The organism is Egibacter rhizosphaerae, assembly GCF_004322855.1.
Taxonomy (GTDB): Bacteria; Actinomycetota; Nitriliruptoria; order Euzebyales; family Egibacteraceae; genus Egibacter; species Egibacter rhizosphaerae.
In genome coordinates this window covers 863505-884352 of record NZ_CP036402.1, presented here as the reverse complement: position 1 = coordinate 884352, position 20848 = coordinate 863505, and the positions used below count along the sequence as shown (strand labels likewise).

The window sequence follows — 20848 nt, the reverse complement described above, 5'->3', positions numbered from 1 at the left end:
GGTCTCCCTTTCGTGTTGGCTTCGTTGCGTCGGGCGTCCCCGGGCTACCCGGGCCTGGCCGATCCACACGTGGGGGTTTCACGATCCCGTGCGCGACGGAAGGGCCCCGAGCATCTCCGCCGCCGCACGCTCACCCGAGGAGACTCCCCGTCCATTAGCCGAACCCAGGAGGTCGCGGTCTCGCTGTCGCCCAGTGCACCCGGCCAACGGGGCGGCGCGGCGCGGCGCCGTGCTGGGTCCACGTTCCCGGGGAAACGTGCGCGAAGTACCCGCAGCGGGTCGAGCGCTGCTGTTGCCAGGCGGTCTCGTGACAGTCGATCGGGGTCGCGGCGCGAGGACCGAAGAAGCGCGCGCGGGCGCCGAGGATCCGCGCCGCGCCGAGGGTTCGAGCCGCCCGAGCGCGAGGGCCTCGGCGCCGTTCACGAACGCCATCAGCGCACCCGGGCGGCCCTCGGGCGGGTTGTTACAATACGGTTGACGTGCTTCCGATACGAGCGTATCGTCCATCGCATGGGTACCCACCACTACGAGCCTTCGGATCTGACCGCCCGTGCTCGGATCCGGGATGCCGCACTCGAACAGTTCGCGGAGAAGGGCATCGAAGGCGCGACGATGCGGGGGATCGCTTCCGCGGCGGGGGTGTCCCTCGGCCTGGTGCAGCATCATTTCGGCACCAAGGCCGGGCTGCGGGTGGCCTGCGATGAGCTGGTGATCGAGGTCTTCAACCGTCGGGTGTTGCATCTGCACGAGAAGGGTCAGTTGGCGGATGCGAACGCCCTCGGCGACCTGTTCGCGGAAGGCCCACTCCTCATGCGCTACCTCTCTCGGGCGGCGCTCGAGGGCTCGCAGACTGCTGACGAGGTGTTCGACCACTTGGCCGCCGGCACACGGGAGTTCCTGACCTCGGCCTGGCCGGAGCGGTTCCCGCCGGGAAGCGATTCCGCTGACGACGCCGCCACGATGATGACCGCGATGCACATGAGCACGGCGCTGCTCATCGAGTGGATCAGCCGCCGCTTTGGCCTGACCCCGGAGGAGAGCCTCCGATCGGGCCGCATACCGATGGCCATGCTCGACGTGTACTCCGCCATGGGTGAGTTCGCCGACTCGGATACGGGCCGCGGCATCAGGGAAACCGTCCGCACCATCCGCACCGCCGCGCCAGAAGAGGGGACCTGATGTCCGCCGCAATCGGCATCCGCCAACTCGTCAAGACCTTCGGCACCCACCGCGCGCTCGACCGCCTCGACCTGACCGTGCAGCCTGGCGAGGTTCATGGGTTTCTCGGGCCGAACGGCGCGGGCAAGTCCACCACCATCAGGATCCTGCTCGGTTCCGGGTCGCGGGGGCCTGTGGCTCCCCCCGATCGGGACGATGATCACGCAGCCGTTAACGAGCGCATTGCCGGTCAGCTGGCCATGCCGGTGGGACGCGTTGGAGTGCCGTCGGGTTCGGGACGGCTCCAGTTGGCATCGTTGGGTGACAGCAGCGCGGTGATGATCGGTCCGATGGCGAACGCGGTCGCGAACGCGACCAGCGTGAGCGTCTGCGCACCGTCGACGGTGACGATGCTGTGCCGGTCGCCGAGCAGCAGCTGCGCGGCGACCTGGAAGACGAGGTGGTATCCGATGCAGGCCCACACGTTGCCGGTCATGACACGGATGCAGCCCAGTACCGCGCCCATCCCCACGAACATGCCCGCTTGTTCGGCAGCGGCCGTCCAGCCGGCCGTGACCGTCCAGAGGACGGTCCCGAACAGGGTGAACAGCAGCGTCTGGACCGCGACCGCGCTCCATGGTGGCATCGCCGCGGCGAGGTTGCGGTAGACGTAGCCGCGCATGATCACCTCCTCGGGGAAGGCCTCGAAGACCAGCACGAGCACGACGAGCAGTCCGACGGTGCCCACCAGCGTTGTCACCGGCCCGGTGACCGAGATCTGCACCCATCCCCGCGACACCGCGAGCACGATGCCAGCCACCCCCGGGACCAGCCACGACACCGCGCCCACGACCAACGGCCGCCAGCCCTCGCCGGGCCCGGTCACCCGCAGGCCTGCCCAGGGGCGCCGGTCGAGGTAACGGCGAGCGGCTATGACCATCGGGACCGCCAGGACTAACACGACCACGGCGTTGGCGGTGTGGGCAATGTTCGGCGGCCATGCGGCGAACGCCGTGTCGGCCAGCCATCCCATCGCCAGCCAGATCAGCAGACTCGCCGTGATCACCGCCGCGAGCCGAACGACTACGTTCGGGCGGCGGCCCGTGCCGATCATCGTGGTCATCCGTTCGCCTCCGTTCGTCTCCGTTCGTCGCGGTGACCGGCGGAGGCATGATCCTGTCGCGAACCGCGCTGCCGTCGGTGCCACGATCGATTCGGGCGAGTTGCTTGGGTGGGGCGCATCCGGCTCTGGCGTTCAACCTAGAGACCGGCTGGTCAACCATTAAATCTAGTTGATCGCCCATTCCTTCGGTGCGGTCGACCGGGAAGTGAAGATGAACCTGGCGGAGCAGCGGTTACGCTCCTGTCGTTCGTGCGCGTTCAGGCCGCTGCGAGTATGCGACTGGCGCTGCGCGCGGGTCTGCTGCTCCTGCTGGTCGCCGCGCTGGGTGAGTTTGTGTTCACCAGCCGGGCACGCGAGTGAGGAGCTGCTCGACTGCGGCGGGACCACGTCATCGCGGCCCTCCTGACGGGCTGGCGCATCGAGACCCGGTGTCGGGCAAGGCATCGGGGGCGGGGGGGTTGGCGTCAGGCGTACGATGAGTCCGCGACTGCGACTGCCCGACGCGCTCGACATGGCGGTGCGGGCGGAGGGCTTGCGCTACGCCTACGGGGACCTCGTCGCCGCCGACGGCGTGTCCCCTGGGGGTCGCCCCCGGCGAGATCCTCGGGTTGCTCGGACCGAACGGGGCGGGGAAGTCGACGACGATCCGCATGCTCATCGGCTTGCTGACCCCCCAAGCTGGCGACATCGAAATCCTTGGGCTGGCCATGCCGGCACAGCGGGAGGCCATCCAGGCGCGCATCGGCGTGGTGTTCGAGGAGAAGAACCTGTACCCGGGCCTCTCGGGCCGGGAGAACCTCGCGTTCTTCGCTCGGCTGTTCGGCCTGCGCAACGTCGACCTCGACGAGCTGCTGGACCGCGTCGGCCTGACCGGCCGTGGTGGCGACCGGGTGAACGAGTACCCCAAGGGGAGCGCCAGCGCCTCACCGTCGCCCGGGCGCTGCTCAACCGCCCTGATGTGCTGTTCCTCACCGTGGATACCGACGAGGCGACGCTCGAGGATGTCTTCGTCGAGTTCGCCGGGCGGCGACTCGGCTAGGGAACAGCGTGCGCGCGCGGGCCCGCATCGTCGCCGCGATCGTCGGCAAAGACCTGCGCCTGTTCTCCCGGGACCGGTTCTACCTGTTCATCACGGTCCTCGGGCTCGTGTTCTTCGGCGGGCTGTTCTGGCTGCTGCCGGCGACGGTCGAGGCGACGGTGCCGGTCGGTATCCACCTGCCCGGCGCCAAGCAGCTCGTCGACGACGCTGCGGACGACGCCGGCGACGAGGGGTTTGCCATCACAGCGTTCGACTCGGCCGGCGCGCTCGAGGATGCCGTCGCCGAGGGCGAGGACGTCGCCGCGGGGCTCGCGTTCCCCGACGGGTTCGTCGCGTCCGTCATCGCAGGCGAGCCCACGACGGTCGAGTTGTACGTCGGTGCGGAGGTACCCGAGGGCCTGCGCCCCGCGCTCGCGGGAGCCGCGCGCGAGGTGGCGTTCGCCATCGCCGGCGACGCACCGCCGGTCGAGGTCCCCGAGGTCGAGGGGATGGTCCTCGGCATCGACCGCGCCGACGACCCGCTGTCGCTACGCGAGCAACTCCGGCCTCTCGTCGTCTTCATCGTCCTCACGATGGAGATGTTCGCGCTGGCCTCCCTCGTCGCCGTGGAGCTCGCGCAGCGCACCGCGACCGCGCTGGTCACCACACCGGCGCGCGTCAGCGACGTGCTCGCGGCCAAGGCGGTGCTCGGCACCGTGCTCGCGTTCGGTCAGGCGGTGCTGATCGCCCTGGTGACCGGCACGCTCACCCACCGGCCGGGGCTCATCCTCACGGTCCTCGCCCTCGGCGCGCTGCTCGTCACTGGCATCGGCCTGCTTGCCGGCTCGACGGGGCAGGACTTCGTCGGGGTGGTGTTCTGGAGCGTGTTGCTCTTCGTGCCGCTCGCGATTCCCGCGTTCGCGGTCCTGTTCCCCGGCACGCCGGAGTGGTGGGTGCAGGTGTTGCCGAGCTACGGGCTCGTCGAGACGCTCGTGCGCACGGCCGGCTACGACGAGGGTTGGGCCGAGGCCTGGCCGTACCTCGGCGCGCTCGCCGCGTGGTGCGTCGGCCTGTTCGTGGTCGGCACCGCGGTGCTGGGCCGCCGCGTCGCCCGCACGTGAGGCAGGGTCCACACGCGAGGCAGAAGAGGGGGCAGCGATGAGCCTACGCCGGGCCTGGCAGGTCCTTCGCAAGGAACTGCGCCTCCGGCCGCGCTCGCCGATCGTGCTGTGGGCGCTGGTGGTACCGATCGTGCTCACGCTGCTGATCCGTGGCGGCTGCTGCCGCTGCTGGTCATGTACGCCGTCGCCATCCCCGGAGGGATGTCCCGGCCTCGAGTCTGGTGGAGGAGAAGGAGCGCGGCACGCTACAGGCGCTGCTCGCCTCGTCTGGCCGGATCTGCCGCAGCGGCCCGGCTACCTCATGCCGGCGTACTACTTCCTGGCCCCCGCGTACGAGGCCGGCGTCGAGGGAGCACCGCTCGGCGATGTCGCCCTCGAGCTCGGAATCGGCGCGCTGATCTGTGTGGTCCTGCTGCCTGGCGTCATCGCGGCCGCGCGGTGGATGGCACGACGGCTCGTCGCCGGTCGCGCCCCCACCGCAGCCGAGCCCGATGACGCGACGGCGCCGGTCGGCTCCGCACCCACGGGGTAGCCGGCGGAGGTGTTCACGCGGTTGCGCAGCGGGCGACGCCCGCCGCGTGCGGCCCCACCGTCCAGGGCTGGTGCGGTCAGCGGCGCGGACGGGTGAACAGGGCACGCTCCCGCTGGCCGGTGAGGGAGGCGAGGGCCAGGCCGGCGACTGCGGCGGCGCCCCCCGCAGCCCACTGAGTCGGTGGTATCGGCGCGGTGAACCCGTGCATCACCGGATTGAGCCACTCGAAGACGCGTGACGGCGGCCAAACAGCCGCGAAGGCTCGCGCCGCGGGCGGGAGGTCGGCGACGCCGACGAGGCCGCCGGCGGCGAAGAAGCTCGCGATGCCGGCGAGGATGATGACCGGCTGTAGGGCGCGGTGTCGGCGCAGCAGACCAGCGACGGCGACGCCGGTGCCGGCGGCGGCGAGCAGGATCGGAGGGAGGAGTGCACCGGCGCGGACGGCGTCGTCGGGGGCGGGTGACAGCCCGAACGCCGTGGTGGCGGCGAGGAGGGTCGGTAGCGCCGACAGGGGAGCGAGGGTGATCCCGGACAGGGCGGCGGCGACGCCGGCCCACGCGGGACCGAGCGGTGAGAGCACGATCTCCTTGCTGGTGCGGGCCTCGGCGTCGACGGCGAAGAGGTTGGCCGCGAGCAGGGCGGCGCCGAAGGCAAGTGCGAGGAGCACGGCGCTGCCGGCGATGAAGGCGGTGCGTGGCACGTCTGCGGGGGCGGTCCGGTCGAGGTCGACGACGACCGGCAGCTGGCCGGTGTCGGCGTCGTAGGCGTTGAGGGCGTTGGTGAGGCGCAGACGGGCGTTCTTCATCGCGTCGCTGTTGATGTTGTAGGTCGCGACGTCGATCGCTCGTGTCGCGTCGAAGTCGGCGGGGATCTCGACGTGTAGCTGCAGTCGTCCTTCGTCGAGCTGCTCGGCGGCGCGCTGTGGGTTGGTCTGGACGATGTCGAAGTAGGGGGAGATGCCCGAGCGGGAGTCCTCGATTGCTGCCACCAGCGCCCGGGATCGCTCGGTGTCCGCGTGGTCGGTGACCGCGACTGGCCAGTCGTCGCCCCCACCGCCGAAGATCACCGCGCACAGGCCGAGGACGACGAGGGGGACGACGGCGGCTTGCAGCAGCAGCGTCGGGTCGCGGCGGGCCAGTCGAAGGTTGCGTCGGTGCGCGGCGAGTACGGCGCGCAGCACGGTCATGGATGCCTCCTCACTGGCCGTGGGTGAACGCGAGGCGGCGGTGCAGCAGGACGGCGGCCAGTGCCGCGGCCGTGGCGACGGTGCTCGCTCCTGCCGTCGCGAGCCAGTCAACGGCGACCGCGGTGCCGGCGGCGTCGAAGCGGATCTGGTCCGCGAGCGCGGCGGTGGGCCACCAGTGGGTCGCGCGCCACAGCGCGGCGACGGCGCCGTCGTGGGCGAAGCCACGGATGTAGGACTCGTAGCCGCTGATGAGCAGGTGCAAGACCGAGATGACGACGCACACGGGAACGAGGGGCAGCGAGCGGCGCAGCAGCATCCCCAGCAGCGCGCCGATCCCCGCGCCGTACCACCACAGCGCGCCGATCCCCACCAGGGCGGGGAGCCCGAGCGAGGTGACGGGATAGTCGAGCACGACCGCCAAGGCGGGCAGCACGAGCGCGAGCGCCGCGGCGCTGATCGCTGCGCCCGACAGCCACTTGCCGGCCAGCAGCGGCAGCGGTCCGGCGGGCGAGAGCACGGCCGCCTTGGCGGTGCGTTGCTCCCACTCGGCCGCGGTCAGCGCCCCGGTGCCGACCGTGGCGGCGAACATGACCGCGAACAGCAGTAGGGCGGTGCCGAGGTAGGTGCTGATCCGCATGTCGGCGTCGAACTGCGGGGTCTCGTGGACGGTGACGAGGTCGGCATCCGTGTGGGCCGTGGCGTAGTCGCGGACGGCCTGCTCGGCGCGCAGCTCCACGTTCTTGACGAGGTCGGAGTTGAGGTTGCGCACTTCGAGGGTGAGCGTGGCCGGGGCGTCCCCTCCGGTCGCCTCGCCGAGGTCGGGGAGGGCGAGCAGCGCGTTGGTGGCGCCGTCCTCGAAGAGCCGCCGGGCTTGGGCGGGCTCGCTGGTGCGCAGCTCGAGCATGGGTCCGTCGACGCTGTCGAGGTCCGCGAGCGCTGCGTGCAACGGCTCGCTGCCGCCGCCGTCAGCCACGGCGGCCGGGGTGGTGGCCGAGACCTGGACCACGAGGGCGTAGACGCCGACGAACAGCGCCGAGACCACGACGACGAGTGCGGGGAACAGCGGCCGTCGGCGGGCAGCGCACAGATCCTTGCCGGCGATCGCCAACGTCGCACGAGCGCTGGTGATCATCGCTGGTCCTCCGCGGCCGCCACGCGCGGGGCCGTGCTCGTCCCCGCGTCGACCGCGGGGAGTGCCGGCGAGGAGACGGCGCGGTCGCGCAGCGCTCGGCCGGTGACGCGCAGGAACACGTCGTGCAGCGACGGCTCGTCGACCGCGATGCCCTCCAGGGCGTGACCGTCCGACTCAACGGCGTCGAGGAGCGCTCGCAGGGTGGAGGGGACGCTGTCGCCGGTGGGTACCGCCACGCGCACCTCGATGCCGCTGCGTTGAGCCGACAGTCCGGCGAATCGCTCGGTGATGTTCGCCGCCGTGGGCTCGTCGGATGCCTGCAGGCGCACCGTGCGCTGCGCGACGGTGGCCTTGAGCTCGCCGGGCGTGCCCGCGGCGACGGGGCGTCCCTCGTCGATGACGAGCAGGTCACGTCCGAGCCGCTCGGCCTCCTCCATGAGGTTGGTGGTCAGCAGGATCGTGCGGCCCTCGTCGGCGAGCGCGTCGATGCGCTCCCAGATCGCCTGGCGGGACTGGACGTCGACGCCCAGGGTCGGCTCGTCGAGGACGATCACCGACGGGTCGGTGAGCAGCGCACGGGCCAGCAGCAGCCGGCGGCGCATCCCGCCCGAGTACGTTCCCACCCGCTCTCCGGCCGTGCCTTCGAGCGAGACCAACTCCAAGGCCGCGTCGATGCGCCGGCGCTCCGCCGCCCTGGTGACTCCGTAGTAGCGGGCGTGGAACTCGAGGTTCTCCCTGCCGGTCAGCTCCTCGTACAGCGCGGTCTCCTGCGGCACTACGGCCACGCGCCGCAGCACTTCGCGGCGCTGCCGATGAGGGTCCATCCCCGCCACCGCCACGGCCCCGCGCGTTGGCCGCAGCAGACCGACGAGCAAGTTGACCACCGTGGTCTTGCCCGAGCCGTTTGGCCCCAGCAGGCAGAACACCGTCCCGGCCGGCACGTCCAGGCCAAGACCGGAGACCGCGCACACCGGCGGACGGCCACGGCGTCGGAACACCACCTCGGCCTCATCGGCCCAGATCGCCGCGTTCTCGGCTGCCATGCCCTCTCCGATCCACTCCACTGGCTGAATCAAACCATACCGTACGGTTTGACACAAGGGGTGGATGCCACTGATGGGCGGGCGTCCCACGGTCGCGGTCGACGTTCAGGGCGAGGCGATGCCGCGCAGAAAGTCGCCCACGAGCGCGTCGATGCGCGCTCGAGGTGGACGCTCGAGCAGGTCGGGGCGCAGGAGCCCCTCGAGCAGCACGAAGGTGAGGAGGGCGCCGACGAGCAGCCGTGGGGCGTCCTCGCTCACCTCGGCACGGACCGCGCCGCCCTCTTGTCCGCGGCGCAGCGTCGCGGCGACCGCCGCCAGCACCGGGCGGGCCACGGCGTTGGCGAAGCGCTCGCCCAGCGCGGGGTCTCGTGCCGCCTCGGTGATGACGATCCGCACGGTTCCGACGTAGTCGGGTTGCAGCAGGGCCTCGACGATGACCTCGGCCAGGCTCGTCAGCTCGCCGCGTAGCTCGTCCGTGGACGTGAGCGGCGCGCCATCGCCGTGAAGGGCTTGCCACTGCTCAGCACGGCGACCGACGAGCTCGGCGAGGACGTCCTCGAGCAGCGCCTCCTTGCTCGGGAAGTACGCGTACACCGTCTGCTTCGACACACCTGCCTCGGCGGTGATCGCGTTCATGCTCGTCGCCGACACCCCGTTGGCGAGGAACAGCCGCCGGGCCGCGGCGCGGATCTGCGCGGCCTTCTCCCGTGAGCGCGCCGTGCGCCCGTTCGCGCCCGCGTACTCGGCCATCAGCCCTCCTGCCGGCTTCGGACGCTCTCGTGGACGGCTGCAGTCTGCTGCCAACGGCGAGCCTCGGCGGAGCCGTCGAGGAGTGCGACGACCACCTCGCTGATGCTCAACCGCTCGGCCCGCCCACGACGACCTCCTCAGCTCATTGGCCGACTTCAAGCCTATTCGAGGCTGCAGGCTCCGGCGATCCGGCTGGCCCTTCCTCGCCGTGGCGCCCGTCGAGCCCGGTGGTCACCGAAGGGTGCGCGTCGTGGTGCGCGGGCGCGCGAAGGCGGCACGTCAGGACCCGGAGGAGCCGTCCGCAACGTATGGTCCTACCTGGATGGTCCAGTTCGCATGGTATGCTTAGGGTCATGTCAACCACGGAGCCGCAGGAACTGAGCGCCACGGGAGTAGCGGTGCTCGGTCTAGTCGCCCTCATGGGCGAGGCCACGAGCTACGACATGAAGCAAGCCGCACAGGCCTCGATCGGCAACTTCTGGTCGTTCCCGCACTCGCAGCTCTATGCCGAGCCGCAGAAGCTCGCCGAGCGCGGGCTGTTGGAGGAGGAGCAAGAAGAGGGGGGCCGACGCCGGCGCGTGTTCCGGCTCACCGAGACGGGCCGGAGCACCCTGCGCTCATGGCTCGCCGACCCAGAAACCCCACCGGTCGAGCTGCGCGACGAAGGACTGCTCAAACTCGCGTTCGCTGCCGAGGCCGGTGACGACGAACTTCGCGTGCTGGCTCGGCGCCAACAGGAGATTCACCGCGAGTGGATCGAGCACTACGAAGGGCTGGCCCAGCACCTCGCCCCGACCGGTGCCACGCGCTTCAACCGCGCCGCCCTCGAGATGGGTCGGCGCTACCGGCGCGTGTCACTGGCCTTCTGGCGTGACGTCGAGACGCTGGATGACACCGGCGAGATGCCCACCATCGAAACCCATAACGACGCACCGATGAAGACCGACCTCAAGCGAGAGGATGAGCACCATGCCCGATGAACAGTACGAGGCAGCCGAACGTCGCGTCCGACAGAAGGCCGGCTTGGCGGTCCACACGCTGGCCTTCCTGACGGTCAACGCGATCTTGTTCTCCCAGTCCGGCTTCGAGCCCGCAGCCGGCCACTTCTGGGGATGGGGCATCGGCCTTCTCGCCCACACCGGGTTCGTCAGCGCTTCCGGGACAAGACTGCAGCAGCACATGATCGAACGGGAGTTGCAACGCGTCCAACGATCCAAGTCGGTGTGACCATCCGCGTACTCCCCGTCCGACACCCCGACAAGCTCGTCCATGTCGTCTGAGGGGGCCACCGAACTCTGGAGCTGGTCGACCGCTCGGACGGTGTCACATTCCCGCGGCACGCGGTGTCGTATGTGGAGAAGGGGTGTCAAACACGACTGGTGACGGTCCGCCGCGCCTGCCTGGAGGAGCCCATGCACACTGTCTCGACGACCACTCCGTCACCGACGACCATAGCTCCGCGCAAACGGGCGGTGATCCGAGCCGCCACGGTCGGCGCCGTCGCCGCGACCGTGGTCAACGTGGCGCTGTGGGGGATCGGACGCGTGGCGGGGGCCAGCTTCGTCGTGGACCCGGGCCTGGGCGAACCGAACCTGGAGGTGGGCGTCATCAAGGTGATCCTGACGACGCTGGTCCCTTTCGCTGTCGGCGCGGCGTTGCTGGCGCTGGCTGCTCGGTGGTCGCGCCGGTGGGTCGCGGTGCTGGCGGTTGTGGCGGGCGTGTTCGCCGTGGTGTCGGCCGTCGGACCGCTGGACGGCGGACACGACACCGGAACCGGTGTGCTCCTGGCGACGATGCACGTGACGACTGGGGCCGCCTTCGTGCTTGCGGCCATGGGGGTGCAGATGCTCCGACACGCGCCGTCGTAGGTTCTCGTCGGGCACGATCTCCGCTATCGCATCCCGAGGTGAGGTGCTACACCGCTTCGGCGGACGCACCTGGCTCCCAGGGCGGGAACCCTGTCGCGGAGAGCAAGAACGGTCGGGCGGTCCTGCGGAGATCCGGCCACACTGCCGGCATGGGTACGAACGGACGTGACCGCCTGCGGGAGCTGCTCGACGCAGTGCTCCAGGACACCGAGGGTCCAGCCGACGGGGCTCACCGGCGGCTCGATGACTTGGCGGAGGGCGCCTTCAGCTCGCCGTACCACTTCAGCCGGCTGCTCTCGCGCGCCACGGGGGAGCCACCGATCACGATGCGCCGGCGGGTGTTGCTGGAGCGGGCCGGCTGGCAGCTCGCGCGTGACATGTCGGTGACGGATGCGGCCTGGGCGGCCGGCTACGAGTCGGTGGAGGGGTTCAGCCGTGCGTTCACCCGGGCGTTGGCCGCTCACCGTCCAGCCCGCCGGGGACCAGCCACTGGCTGCCTGCCCCGAACGGCATCCACTTCCACCCGCCCACGTCGCTGTGGGTGCACGCCGAGGAGCAGCCGATGAACCCGCTCGCTCTGCAGATGGTGGCCCACGATCTCGAGGACACTCGGGCGCTGCTGGAGCTCGCCAAGGGGCTGACCGACGAGGATCTTCGTGCCATCCGCCAGCCGGGGACGACCGTGCTGTCGTGGGACGGCCCGGAGGAGTCGATCGCAGCGGTGCTGGAGCACCTGGTCTTCGCCAAGGAGGTGTGGCTCGCCTCCATCGAGGGCCTCGACATGCCGTCACGGGCAGACGCCCCGGATGCCGCTCGCTTGCTCGAACGCCACGAGGCGGTCGCGCCGCGGTGGCTGGAGACCGTCCGCGACATCGACCGTCGCGGCGCCTGGAACGACCGGCTCATCGACGCGCTCTGCGATCCCCCGGAGAGCTTCGTGATGAGCAGCGTCATCGCCCACGTCCTGACCTACTCGGCCCACCGACGTCAGGTGGTGCGGCGGATGCTCGACGCCGCCGGCCGCGACGTCGACGACGGCGATCCGATCATGTGGCTGCGCGCCCAGCGAGGAGAGACGACATGAGCCTCACGACGTACTACACCGCCACGAGCCTCGACGGGTTCATCGCCGACGAGCACCACTCGCTGGAGTGGCTGCTCCGTCAGGACCAGGACGAGGCCGGCCCGCTGAACTACGACGAATTCTTCGCCCGCATCGGCGCCCTGGTGATGGGGTCGGCGACGTACGAGTGGGTCGTGCGACACGAGAACGGGACGTGGCCGTTCCAGCTACCAGCATGGGTGATGACCAGCCGGGACCTGCCGCAGGTCGACGGGGACGTGCGGTTCGCCCGCGGCGATGTCCGGGCCGTTCACGACGAGATGACCGCCGCCGCCGGCGACAAGAACCTGTGGATCGTCGGTGGCGGTGATCTGGCCGGCCAGTTCGCCGACACCGGCCTGCTCGACGAAATCATCACCTACGTCGCGCCGGTGACGCTGGGGCGCGGCGCGCCGCTTTTGCCGCGCCGGCTCGACCTGCGGCTCGAGGAGCTGGCGCAGAACAAGGCCTTCGCGTGCGCGCGCTACTCCGTCGGTCCGCCACGGGGGTCGCACTGACCGACTCGAACGCCGCGGCGGAGATCGAAGCGGCGTCCTAGGTGACGTTGACGTCGCGCCGTCGCAGGGTGGCTCGGCCGAGCAGGACCAGGACGGCTGCGATCGTCGTGAGGACGAGCAGCGCGGTGGCGTCGACGTCGCCGCCGGGCAGCTCTGGTACGTGATGGAAGGGGGAGAGGGCCCGGGCACCGTCGGGCAGGTCGAGCGCGTCTCCCATGAAGGTGACGAGGGCGGCGTAGCCGAAGATGGCCCAGCCGAGGGGGGCGAGGCGAGGAGCCAGCCCGTACAGCGCCACGGTGACGCCAACGATGAGCCACATGGCGGGAACGAGGGCGAGTCCAGCGCCGAGCATCGAGGCCACCCACGAGGCGTCGCCCAGCTGGATGCCGGCGACGATGCCTCGACCTCGCCGACCAGCGAACCGAAATCGCCCCCCTCCCAGCTGAGCACCAGCGGCAGTCCGGGCAGCGGCAGGCCCCGGTGCGAGGCGGGGCCGGCGTGCGCTGGGCGTAGGCGGACAACCCCGCCACCAGGCCATCCAACTCGACCTGCGCACGCTGTACCTCGACGAGCTCGAGCTCATCGGCGCCACCACTGGCACTCGGGAGGAGTTCGCCGCCGTCGTCGAGGCGGTCCGGCCGGTGACCTCACCGCGGTCGTCGCCGCCACCTACGCACTCGAGCAGATCGCCGATGCCCAGGACGCCCTCGCGCGCCGAGAGCACGTCGGTAACCTCGTCATCGAGATCGCCCGGTGAGGCTCTCAGCGTGCGGTCTCGCCCGCGTCGGCGGCGTCGCTCACCTCCTCCGCACAATCACGCGCGCAGGACCCGTTCGACGTAGCGCCGCGCCGTGGTGTCCAGCACGGCGTGGGGGTCGGCGTCCCACACGTCGTCGTTGAAGATCTCGACCTCGATGTCACCGGTGTAGCCGGCCGCAGCGACCGCGTCGCGCAGCGGCGCGAAGTCGATGTGGCCGTCGCCCATCATCCCCCGGCCCATGAGCACGTCGCAGGGCAGCGGTGTCAGCCAGTCGCAGACCTGGAAGGTCGCGATCCGCGGACCCGCGCGCAGGATCTGCGCGCGCACGTCCGGGTCCCACCAGATGTGGAACGTGTCCACCGCCACGCCCACGACGTCGGGGGGGTAGGGCTCGGCGAAGTCCAACGCCTGGCCGAGCGTCGACAGCACCGCCCGGTCGGCGCAGTACATCGGGTGCAGCGGCTCCAGCGCCAGCCGCACGCCGTGGTCGGCGGCCGCGGGCGCGAGGACCTCGAGGCTGGCGCGGACCCGCTCGCGGGCACCGTCGAGGTCACGCGACCCCTTCGGGAGCCCGCCGACGACGAGCACGAGACACTCCGCGCCGAGGGTCGCGGCCTCCTCGATGGCGCGCCGGTTGTCGTCGAGCGCCTCGCGACGCGCGGTGTCGTCATCGGCGGTCAGGAATCCGCCGCGACACAGCGACGACACGCGCAGACCCGCCTCGCGGACGGCCCGAGCACTCGCCTCCACCCCGGTCGCGGCCACGTGCTCGCGCCACAGGCCGATGGCGGGGATGCCGCGTTGCACGCAGCCTTCGACCGCCTCGGGGACGCTCCAGCGCTGTGTCGTCTTCTGGTTCAGCGACAGCCGCGCCAGCTCCGGGGACCCCGGCGCAGGCGTCGTCATGCTCGCCAGCACCCCGGAGGGCACGTCCACCGCGGTCACCGGCTCACCCCGGCGACGTCGAGGAAGGCACCCATCCGCGCCGCGGCGAGCTCGGGGTCAGGCAGCAACCCGGCCTCGTCGGCGAGCTCCAGGACGCGGACGAGGTGGGGGACGCTCCGCCCTCCCTGCAGGCCGCCGACCATCGTGAACCCCGGTTGCTGGCCCCGAAGCCACGCGAGGAAGCCCAAGCCGGTCTTGTAGTAGTAGGTGGGCGAGGCGAACACGTGGCGGGCCAACGGCACCGTCGGCGCGAACGCGGCGTCGAACCCCTCGACGTCGCCTGCGTCGAGCGCCTGCAGCGCCGCCGACGCCGCGGGGGCGATCCCGGCGAAGATCCCCAACAGCGCGTCGCTGTAGCTGCGCTGGTCGCCTCGGATGAGCGTCGGGTAGTTGAAGTCGTCGCCGGTGTACATCGCCACGCCCGCCGGTAGCCGTTCCCGCAGGGCGACCTCGCGATCGGCGTCGAGCAACGAGATCTTCACACCCTCGACGACGTCGGCGTGGGCGTTGACGATCTCGAGGAAGGCCTCGGAGGCCTCGTCGAGGTCCGCGCTGCCCCAGTAGCCCGCCAGAGCTGGATCGAATGGCGCCCCGAGCCAGTGCAGAATGGCCGGGCGCCGTACCTGGGCCAGCAGCTTGCCGTACACCTCGGCGTAGTCGCCCGGACCTCGGGCGAGCGCGGCGAGGTGGCGGCTGGCCATGAGGATGGGCCGGGCGCCGGCCCGCTCGACGACCTCGAGTTGGTGCTCGTAGCCGGCGACGACCTCACCCACCGTCGCGGCGCCGCTGAGGTGGTCGGTGCCCGCCCCGGCCGCGATCCGACCACCCACCGCCGCGGCCTCGGCGCTGCTGCGGCGGATCAGCTCCTCGGTGGTGGCCCAGTCCAAGCCCATGCCGCGTTGGGCGGTGTCCATCGCCTCGGCGACACCGAGCCCGTAGGCCCAGATCTCGCGGCGGACCGCGAGCGTGGCCTCCCAGTCGAGCTCGGCGGTGGCGCCGAGGGCGTTGGCGCCGGCGGGCGCGGCCATGACCGGAACCGCCGCATACGCGACGCGACTGGCGATCGGCCGCGTCGGCTGCGGCCAGACCGGGGGGTCGTGCAGCTCGCGCACGTACGTCGAGCCGTCGGGTCGGCGCAGGCGGACACTGGTGCTCATGGGTGGATCTCCTCCAGGGCAACGCGGCTGCCCTCACGCGACGACGCCAGGCCCGCGGCGGCCAGTTGGTTGCCGCGTACGCCGGAGACGAAGTCGTACTGATGCGCAGCGCCGTCGGCGACGTCGCGGACGAAGGCCTCCCACTGCTGCTTGAACCCGTTGTCGAAGGCCGTGTTGTCAGGGACGTCGAGCCACTGGTCGCGGAAGCGGTGCGACGTCGGCACGTCGGGGTCCCACACCGGCTTGGGCGTGTTGGCCCGATCCTGGGTGCGGCATCCGAACAGCCCGGCGACCGCGCTGCCGTGCACCCCGTCGACCTGGAACTCGACCAGCTCGTCACGGTAGAGACGAACCGCCCAGGACGAGTTGATCTGGGCGATCACCCCGCCCTCGAGCTCGAGGATCGCGTAGGCGGCGTCGTCGGCCGAGGCGGTGTAGCGGCGGCCCTGCTCGTCCCAGCGCTCGGGGATGTGCGTCACGGCCTTCGCGGTGACCGCCTCGACCCGCCCGATGAGGTTCTCGAGGACGTAACTCCAGTGTGGGAACATGTCGACGACGACGCCGCCGCCGTCCTCGGCGCGGTAGTTCCAGCTCGGGCGCTGCGCGGGCTGCCAGTCGCCCTCGAACACCCAGTAGCCGAACTCCCCCCGCACCGACAGCACGCGCCCGAAGAAGCCGCTGTCGACCACGCGGGAAAGCTTCGTGAGCCCCGGCAGGTAGAGCTTGTCGTGGACCACCCCGTGCGTGACCCCGGCCTTGCGGGCCGCGCGCGCGAGCTCGACCGAACCCTCGACCGTCTCGGCGATCGGCTTCTCGGTGTAGACGTGCAAGCCGGCGTCGAGGGCGGCCAGGATCGCCGGCTGCCGCGCCTGGGTCACCTGGGCGTCGAAGTAGACCGCCGGGTCACCGTCACCGATGGTCGGGGCGATCCGCAGCGCCTCGTCGAGGTCGGTGGTCCACCGCTGGAGGCCGTGCTCGGCGGCGAGCTCGCGGAGCTTGGCCTCGCGTCGCCCCACGAGGATCGGCTCGAGCTGGACGCGCCGCCCGTCCGACAGCTGCACGCCGCCTTGCTCGCGGATCGCGAGCACCGACCGCACGAGGTGCTGGCGGTACCCCATCCGTCCGGTCACCCCGTTCATGACCACACCCAGTACTTGCTCTGCCATTGCTCACCTCGGTTCCTCTCTCGGGCCCACGGGCGCCGACGAGCGTTCGTGTGCTGGTTCCTGACCCCGATCCCCGCCTGAGGTCCCTGCCTGAGGGCTGGCTCCACTCCCCGCGGCCCTGAACGGCGGCTGGGTCGGGGAAGCCCGTCGTGAGGGCGGCACGGGGCGCCGTGTGGGGTCAGGGCGCGGTTGCCATCGCCTCGCGGATCCGCTGGCGGTAGCTGCCGAGCTCAGCGGACTCGAGTCCTGCCGGGATGGTGAACTCGGCGGCCACGTGCCCCGGTGCGCGGAACACCACGACGCGGTCGCCGATGGACAGCGCCTCCTCGATCGAGTGGGTGATGAACACGCCGGTCTTTCCCTCGTCCTTGACCAGGTTCACGAACTCGCCGCGTAGGCGCTCGGCGGTCAACTCGTCGAGGCGGCTGAACGACTCGTCGCACAGGATGATGTCGGGGTTCAACGCGAAACAGCGCGCGATGCCCACGCGCTGGCGCATCCCGCCTGACAGCTGGTGCGGGTACGCGCTCTCCCGGCCCTCGAGGCCGAGCCGACCCAGCCACGTGCGAGCGATCTCCAGGCGCTCGGACTTACCGAGCCCCTGGTACTCGAGGCCGAGCGCGACGTTCTGCTCGGCGGTTCGCCACGGCAGGAGGCGGTCATCCTGGAACACGACCGCGATACGGCCCTTGAGGTCCTGGAACTGCGCGTAGGGGTTGCAGCCCGCGACGGTCACTCGCCCGGAGGTCGGCTCGTACAAGCCGAGCAGCAGGTTGAACGCCGTGGACTTGCCACACCCGGTCTGGCCGACGATGGCGACCATCTCGCCGGACGCGACGCTGAGGTCCAATCCCTTGAGCGCGGTGACCGGCGCGCCCTCCTTGGAGGGGAACCGCTTCTCCGCGCCCTCGAACGCGATGACGGTGTCCGCGGGCGCGGCGTCGCCCCCGGCCGGAGTGGCGTTCTGGGGCATCACGTCTCCCTCACGTGTGAGCTCGGTCATCGATCGGCACCCCCAGCGCCCTCGCCGCTGACTGCCGCCGGCTGCTGGGTCTGCTCCGGCGGTGGTGCTGCTTGCTGGTCCTCACCCTGCTGGCGGTATCGCAACAGGTGACGCTCGATGCGCGAGATCACGCTCTGCACCAGCAGGACGAACAGCACGAGCACGGCGGTCCACGCCATGACCCCGGACATGTCGAACATCTGCTCGCTCGTGCGCAGCTGGTAGCCGACGCCGATCGCAGCGCCGACCAGCTCGGCCACGAGCACGACGCGGGTGCCGAGACCGAGGTTGACCTTCCACGCGGTGAGCAGGTCGGGCACGATCGCCGGCAACGTCACCGTCCGGAACAGGTCCAGGCGGCGCGGCCGCAGCGAGCGTGCCATGTCCCGCAGCTCCCGGGGCACAGCGCGGTACGAGTCGAGCGCTTGGAACACGAACCCCGGCAGCGTGACCATCAGCACGATGAACCAGATCCTCAGCTCGACGGTCTGGAACCAGATGATGGCGATGATCACCCAACTCAAGGACGGAATGCCCTGGATCATCTGCAACGGGGGCATGAGCGCGCGGTCGAGGCGGCGCAGCCGCCCCATCGCTAGCCCCAGGCCCGTGCCGATGACGAACGCGGCAGCGAGCCCCGCGAGGATGCGGACCAGCGTCCGCACCACGTGGTCCAGGGACTCGAGCTCGAAGAGGATGTTGCGCACGTCGGCGAGTACGACGGTGATCTGCGGGAGGATGTACGGCGGGGTGAATTCGGCGACGATCACCCACGCCACCAGCAGGGCACCCACCGAGGCCACGGCCTCGACGGGTGCGCCGTTGCGCACCCGCTGCCACCACGTCCGCGGGGAGGCGAGCGTGCCCGAGGCCGCGTCGAGGCTCATTCGGCCCCCTCGTAGATGACGTCGTCGGACGGCGGCTCCTCGAAGTAGCCGATCTCGACGCCCGCGTCGAAGACCGCGCGGATGCCGTCGGCGACCTCGTGGGCGGGCTGGACGTTGAGCCCGAGCCGGTCGTTGTCCTCGAGGAGGCCCGTGAGCGCCTCGGCGTCACCGCCTTCGATCGTGTCGGCGATGATCTCGGCCGCCTCCGCGGGGTTGTCGAGGCTCCAGTCGGCCGCGTCCTCGTAGACCGCGCGCAGGTCGGGGATGATCTCCTCGTTCTCGTCGACCCAGTCCTGGTGGGCGGCGACACCGAGGTAGGGGATCTCGTCGAAGCCGAACTCCTCCTCCCAGAGCTCGATCGGGATGCCGACCTCGTGCACACCCTCCGGGTCGTCGGCCATGAGCGTCGTGAAGCCTGGCTCCCACATCTGCACCGCGTCGCTGCGGCCGGTCTGGGCCTGGGTCCCCAGCCCACCGGTGTCGACGTCCTGGACCTCGGTCTCGTCGAGGTCGAGGCCCTCCTCCTGGGCGAACCACTCGAACATCGCCCAACTCGTCGCGACCGTCGCTCCGGCCAGCGTGCCGCCCTCGATGTCGGGCAGCTCCTGGATCTCGTCGGTGGTGGCCACGACCGTCGCCCAGTAGTCGAAGACGTTGAACAGGTAGACGACATCGACGCCTTCGGTCACGCGCACGGCCTCGCTCATCAGCGAGCCGCTCGCCCCGACGTCGAACTGCCCGGCGCCGAACTCGGTGTTGTAGGGCCCCGGGGGGCGCTCCACGAAGTCGAGGTCTAGGCCGTGCTGCTCGTCGAAGCCCTGCGCCTCGATGACCGCCGGCAGGAACGCACCCAGGGAGGGTGGCTCGAAGGCCACGAGCTCGACCTCGGTGAGCTCGCCCTCCGTCGCATCGGCGTCGTCGGGAGCGTCGTCGGGAGCGTCGTCAGCCTCGGCGTCGTCGGGGTCGGCGTCGGCTCCCACCTCGTCGCCGGCGTCCTCCGCACATGCCACGAGCATCATCGCGAGGAGACCCAGGAGGGTCGCCAGGAGGGCTTGTCTGCGGGAGCGCTGCATCTTCGCCTCCTTGTCGGCTCGAGCCCTTCGTCCGCGGCGGGCCGGGCGCTGCGCGGCACCGCGTTGACCAACCTTTTGGTAAGGGCTTACCGCGGACGGTAGGGGCTCAGGAGGAAGGACACAAGGGGTGGGGCCCATACAACTGGTAGACGCTTTCCACTGTCGGGTGATCTAGCCTGGTCAGTGGGCACGCGCGCGATGGCCCCAGCGCCCGGCCCGGTACTGAGAGGAGGCGAGCGACGTGGCGACCTCGACCACACTGCTCGACGTGGCGCAGGCTGCGGGGGTGTCCATCGCCACGGCCTCGCGAGCGCTCAACGGCAGCCGCGACCGGCGGGTGCGCCCTGAGCTCGAGCAGCGCGTCTGGATGGCCGCGCGGTCGCTCAACTACACGCCGAACAGCCACGCGCAAGCGGTCGCGCGAGGCCAGACCTCGGTTGCCGGCCTCGTCGTCCACGACATCGCCGACCCCTACTTCTCGTCCATCGCCAAGGGCCTCATGGCCGAGGCGGCCTCCCACCAGCTCGTCGTGACCGTTGCCGCCACCGACCGCGACCCCGAGCAAGAGTTCGAGTACGTGCGGATGCTGCGCATGCAGCGGGCTCGCGCGCTCGTGCTGGCCGGGAGCCGGCTCGACGACCGCGAGCTGCTCGACCGACTCGGCGAGGAGCTCGCCGCCTACGAGGAGACCGGCGGTCGGGCGGTGCTGGTCAGCCAGAAGCGGTTGCCCGTCGACACTGTGCAGGTGGAGAACCGCGCCGGCGCACGAGCGCTCGCGCGAGAGCTCCACGGGCTGGGCCATCGACGCTTCGCCGTCCTGGCCACCGCTCCGCGGCTGATCACCTCGCGCGACCGGACCGCCGGCTTCCGCACCGAACTGGCGCAGCTGGGGGCGCCGGTCCCGCCCGAGCGGGTGGTCGAGGACGAGTTCACGCGCGACGGCGGTTACCGAGCGATGCACCGCCTCCTCGAGCTCGACCCGACGGTCACCTGCGTCTTCGCTGTCAACGACGTGATGGCGGTTGGTGCCCTGGCCGCGCTGCGCGAGGTCGACCGCGTGCCCCCGGACGGCATCGGGGTGGCGGGCTTCGACGACATCGCGACGCTGCGCGACATCACGCCCGGGCTCACCACCGTGCGGCTCCCCCTTCAGCACATCGGAGCAGAGGCGCTCCGCCTCGCCGTCGAGGAGCCCTCCGAACGGCCCCGCGTGCGCCGGGTGGCGGGCGAGGTCGTCCTGCGTGACAGCACGCCACCGCTGACCGCCGAGCACCCGACGCCGAGCTGACGGGCGAGTGGGCCGGGC

Annotated in this window: 20 protein-coding genes and 3 pseudogenes; 11 read left to right on the top strand and 12 right to left on the bottom strand. The window is 71.0% G+C overall.

Translation table 11 applies throughout. The features are described 5' to 3' along the window. Window positions 1-510: 510 nt before the first annotated feature. Together ER308_RS04145 and ER308_RS04140 are read left to right on the top strand one after the other, a co-directional pair. Window positions 511-1179 carry a TetR/AcrR family transcriptional regulator gene (locus ER308_RS04145; protein WP_131153813.1) on the top strand — a complete coding sequence of 223 codons (669 nt, stop codon included), beginning with the start codon at window positions 511-513 and terminating at the stop codon, window positions 1177-1179. Then, a pseudogene (locus ER308_RS04140) lies at window positions 1179-1334 on the top strand (ATP-binding cassette domain-containing protein); the annotation flags it as partial. The gene ER308_RS04145 and the pseudogene ER308_RS04140, both read left to right, overlap by 1 nt. A gap of 74 nt (window positions 1335-1408) precedes the next feature. On the opposite strand, the gene ER308_RS04135 reads toward ER308_RS04140, so the two are convergent. Continuing rightward, window positions 1409-2281: a CPBP family intramembrane glutamic endopeptidase gene (locus ER308_RS04135; RefSeq protein ID WP_131153812.1), complete on the bottom strand. Its 873-nt coding sequence runs from the start codon at window positions 2279-2281 to the stop codon at window positions 1409-1411. Window positions 2282-2859: 578 nt separating this feature from the next. Between ER308_RS04135 and ER308_RS22690 the strand changes: the two are divergent. From ER308_RS22690 to ER308_RS04120, 3 genes and pseudogenes are all read left to right on the top strand, one after another. After that, a pseudogene (locus ER308_RS22690) lies at window positions 2860-3174 on the top strand (ATP-binding cassette domain-containing protein); the annotation flags it as partial. A gap of 154 nt (window positions 3175-3328) precedes the next feature. Further along, window positions 3329-4420 carry an ABC transporter permease gene (locus ER308_RS04125; RefSeq protein ID WP_131153811.1) on the top strand — a complete coding sequence of 364 codons (1092 nt, stop codon included), beginning with the start codon at window positions 3329-3331 and terminating at the stop codon, window positions 4418-4420. Window positions 4421-4457: 37 nt separating this feature from the next. Beyond that, the gene (locus ER308_RS04120; RefSeq protein WP_131153810.1) at window positions 4458-4952 is read left to right on the top strand and encodes a hypothetical protein; all 495 of its coding nucleotides are present in this window, start codon (window positions 4458-4460) and stop codon (window positions 4950-4952) included. A gap of 76 nt (window positions 4953-5028) precedes the next feature. Here the strand turns inward: ER308_RS04120 and ER308_RS04115 are convergent, their stop codons facing one another. The 4 genes from ER308_RS04115 to ER308_RS04100 all read right to left on the bottom strand — a co-directional run bounded on the left by ER308_RS04115 (window position 5029) and on the right by ER308_RS04100 (window position 9063). Then, the gene (locus ER308_RS04115; protein WP_131153809.1) at window positions 5029-6138 is read right to left on the bottom strand and encodes an ABC transporter permease; all 1110 of its coding nucleotides are present in this window, start codon (window positions 6136-6138) and stop codon (window positions 5029-5031) included. Window positions 6139-6148: 10 nt separating this feature from the next. Then, a complete protein-coding gene (locus ER308_RS04110; RefSeq protein WP_131153808.1) occupies window positions 6149-7270 on the bottom strand; it encodes an ABC transporter permease in 1122 nt (373 codons plus the stop codon). Then, the gene (locus ER308_RS04105) at window positions 7267-8313 is read right to left on the bottom strand and encodes an ABC transporter ATP-binding protein (protein ID WP_131153807.1); all 1047 of its coding nucleotides are present in this window, start codon (window positions 8311-8313) and stop codon (window positions 7267-7269) included. The genes ER308_RS04110 and ER308_RS04105 overlap by 4 nt, the downstream gene beginning before the upstream one ends. Before the next feature lie 105 nt (window positions 8314-8418). After that, window positions 8419-9063, bottom strand: coding sequence for a TetR/AcrR family transcriptional regulator (locus tag ER308_RS04100; protein ID WP_131153806.1), 645 nt, complete (start codon window positions 9061-9063; stop codon window positions 8419-8421). Window positions 9064-9416: 353 nt separating this feature from the next. Here ER308_RS04100 and ER308_RS04095 point away from each other — a divergent pair, with 353 nt between their 5' ends. The 5 genes and pseudogenes from ER308_RS04095 (at window position 9417) to ER308_RS04075 (ending at window position 12551) form a co-directional block, all read left to right on the top strand. Next, entirely contained in the window at window positions 9417-10043 is a 627-nt protein-coding gene (locus ER308_RS04095; RefSeq protein WP_131153805.1) for a PadR family transcriptional regulator, read from the top strand. Further along, window positions 10033-10290, top strand: coding sequence for a 2TM domain-containing protein (locus tag ER308_RS04090; protein ID WP_165491805.1), 258 nt, complete (start codon window positions 10033-10035; stop codon window positions 10288-10290). Before ER308_RS04095 ends, ER308_RS04090 begins: the two co-directional genes overlap by 11 nt. Window positions 10291-10475: 185 nt before the next feature. Next, window positions 10476-10931 carry a DUF6069 family protein gene (locus ER308_RS04085; protein ID WP_131153803.1) on the top strand — a complete coding sequence of 152 codons (456 nt, stop codon included), beginning with the start codon at window positions 10476-10478 and terminating at the stop codon, window positions 10929-10931. A 149-nt stretch (window positions 10932-11080) separates the two neighbouring features. Next, a pseudogene (locus ER308_RS23065) lies at window positions 11081-12015 on the top strand (helix-turn-helix domain-containing protein). Beyond that, the gene (locus tag ER308_RS04075) at window positions 12012-12551 is read left to right on the top strand and encodes a dihydrofolate reductase family protein (RefSeq protein ID WP_131153802.1); all 540 of its coding nucleotides are present in this window, start codon (window positions 12012-12014) and stop codon (window positions 12549-12551) included. Before ER308_RS23065 ends, ER308_RS04075 begins: the two are co-directional and overlap by 4 nt. 37 nt (window positions 12552-12588) lie before the next feature. Here the strand turns inward: ER308_RS04075 and ER308_RS04070 are convergent, their stop codons facing one another. From ER308_RS04070 to ER308_RS04040, 7 genes are all read right to left on the bottom strand, one after another. Further along, the gene (locus ER308_RS04070) at window positions 12589-12903 is read right to left on the bottom strand and encodes a hypothetical protein (RefSeq protein ID WP_131153801.1); all 315 of its coding nucleotides are present in this window, start codon (window positions 12901-12903) and stop codon (window positions 12589-12591) included. Between the two features lie 462 nt (window positions 12904-13365). Then, a complete protein-coding gene (locus ER308_RS04065; RefSeq protein ID WP_131156893.1) occupies window positions 13366-14217 on the bottom strand; it encodes a sugar phosphate isomerase/epimerase family protein in 852 nt (283 codons plus the stop codon). 35 nt (window positions 14218-14252) lie between these two features. Next, a complete protein-coding gene (locus ER308_RS04060; protein WP_131153800.1) occupies window positions 14253-15413 on the bottom strand; it encodes a dihydrodipicolinate synthase family protein in 1161 nt (386 codons plus the stop codon). Beyond that, entirely contained in the window at window positions 15410-16579 is a 1170-nt protein-coding gene (locus ER308_RS04055) for a Gfo/Idh/MocA family protein (protein ID WP_131153799.1), read from the bottom strand. Before ER308_RS04055 ends, ER308_RS04060 begins: the two co-directional genes overlap by 4 nt. A 178-nt stretch (window positions 16580-16757) precedes the next feature. Continuing rightward, entirely contained in the window at window positions 16758-17582 is an 825-nt protein-coding gene (locus ER308_RS04050) for an ABC transporter ATP-binding protein (RefSeq protein ID WP_205745889.1), read from the bottom strand. After that, window positions 17579-18469, bottom strand: a complete 891-nt coding sequence (locus tag ER308_RS04045) for an ABC transporter permease (protein ID WP_131153798.1) — start codon at window positions 18467-18469, stop codon at window positions 17579-17581. Before ER308_RS04045 ends, ER308_RS04050 begins: the two co-directional genes overlap by 4 nt. Continuing rightward, window positions 18466-19542, bottom strand: coding sequence for an ABC transporter substrate-binding protein (locus ER308_RS04040; protein WP_131153797.1), 1077 nt, complete (start codon window positions 19540-19542; stop codon window positions 18466-18468). The genes ER308_RS04045 and ER308_RS04040 overlap by 4 nt, the downstream gene beginning before the upstream one ends. 241 nt (window positions 19543-19783) lie before the next feature. On the opposite strand from ER308_RS04040, the gene ER308_RS04035 reads away from it, so the two are divergent. Then, window positions 19784-20830: a LacI family DNA-binding transcriptional regulator gene (locus ER308_RS04035; protein WP_131153796.1), complete on the top strand. Its 1047-nt coding sequence runs from the start codon at window positions 19784-19786 to the stop codon at window positions 20828-20830. The last annotated feature ends 18 nt before the right edge of the window (window positions 20831-20848 follow it).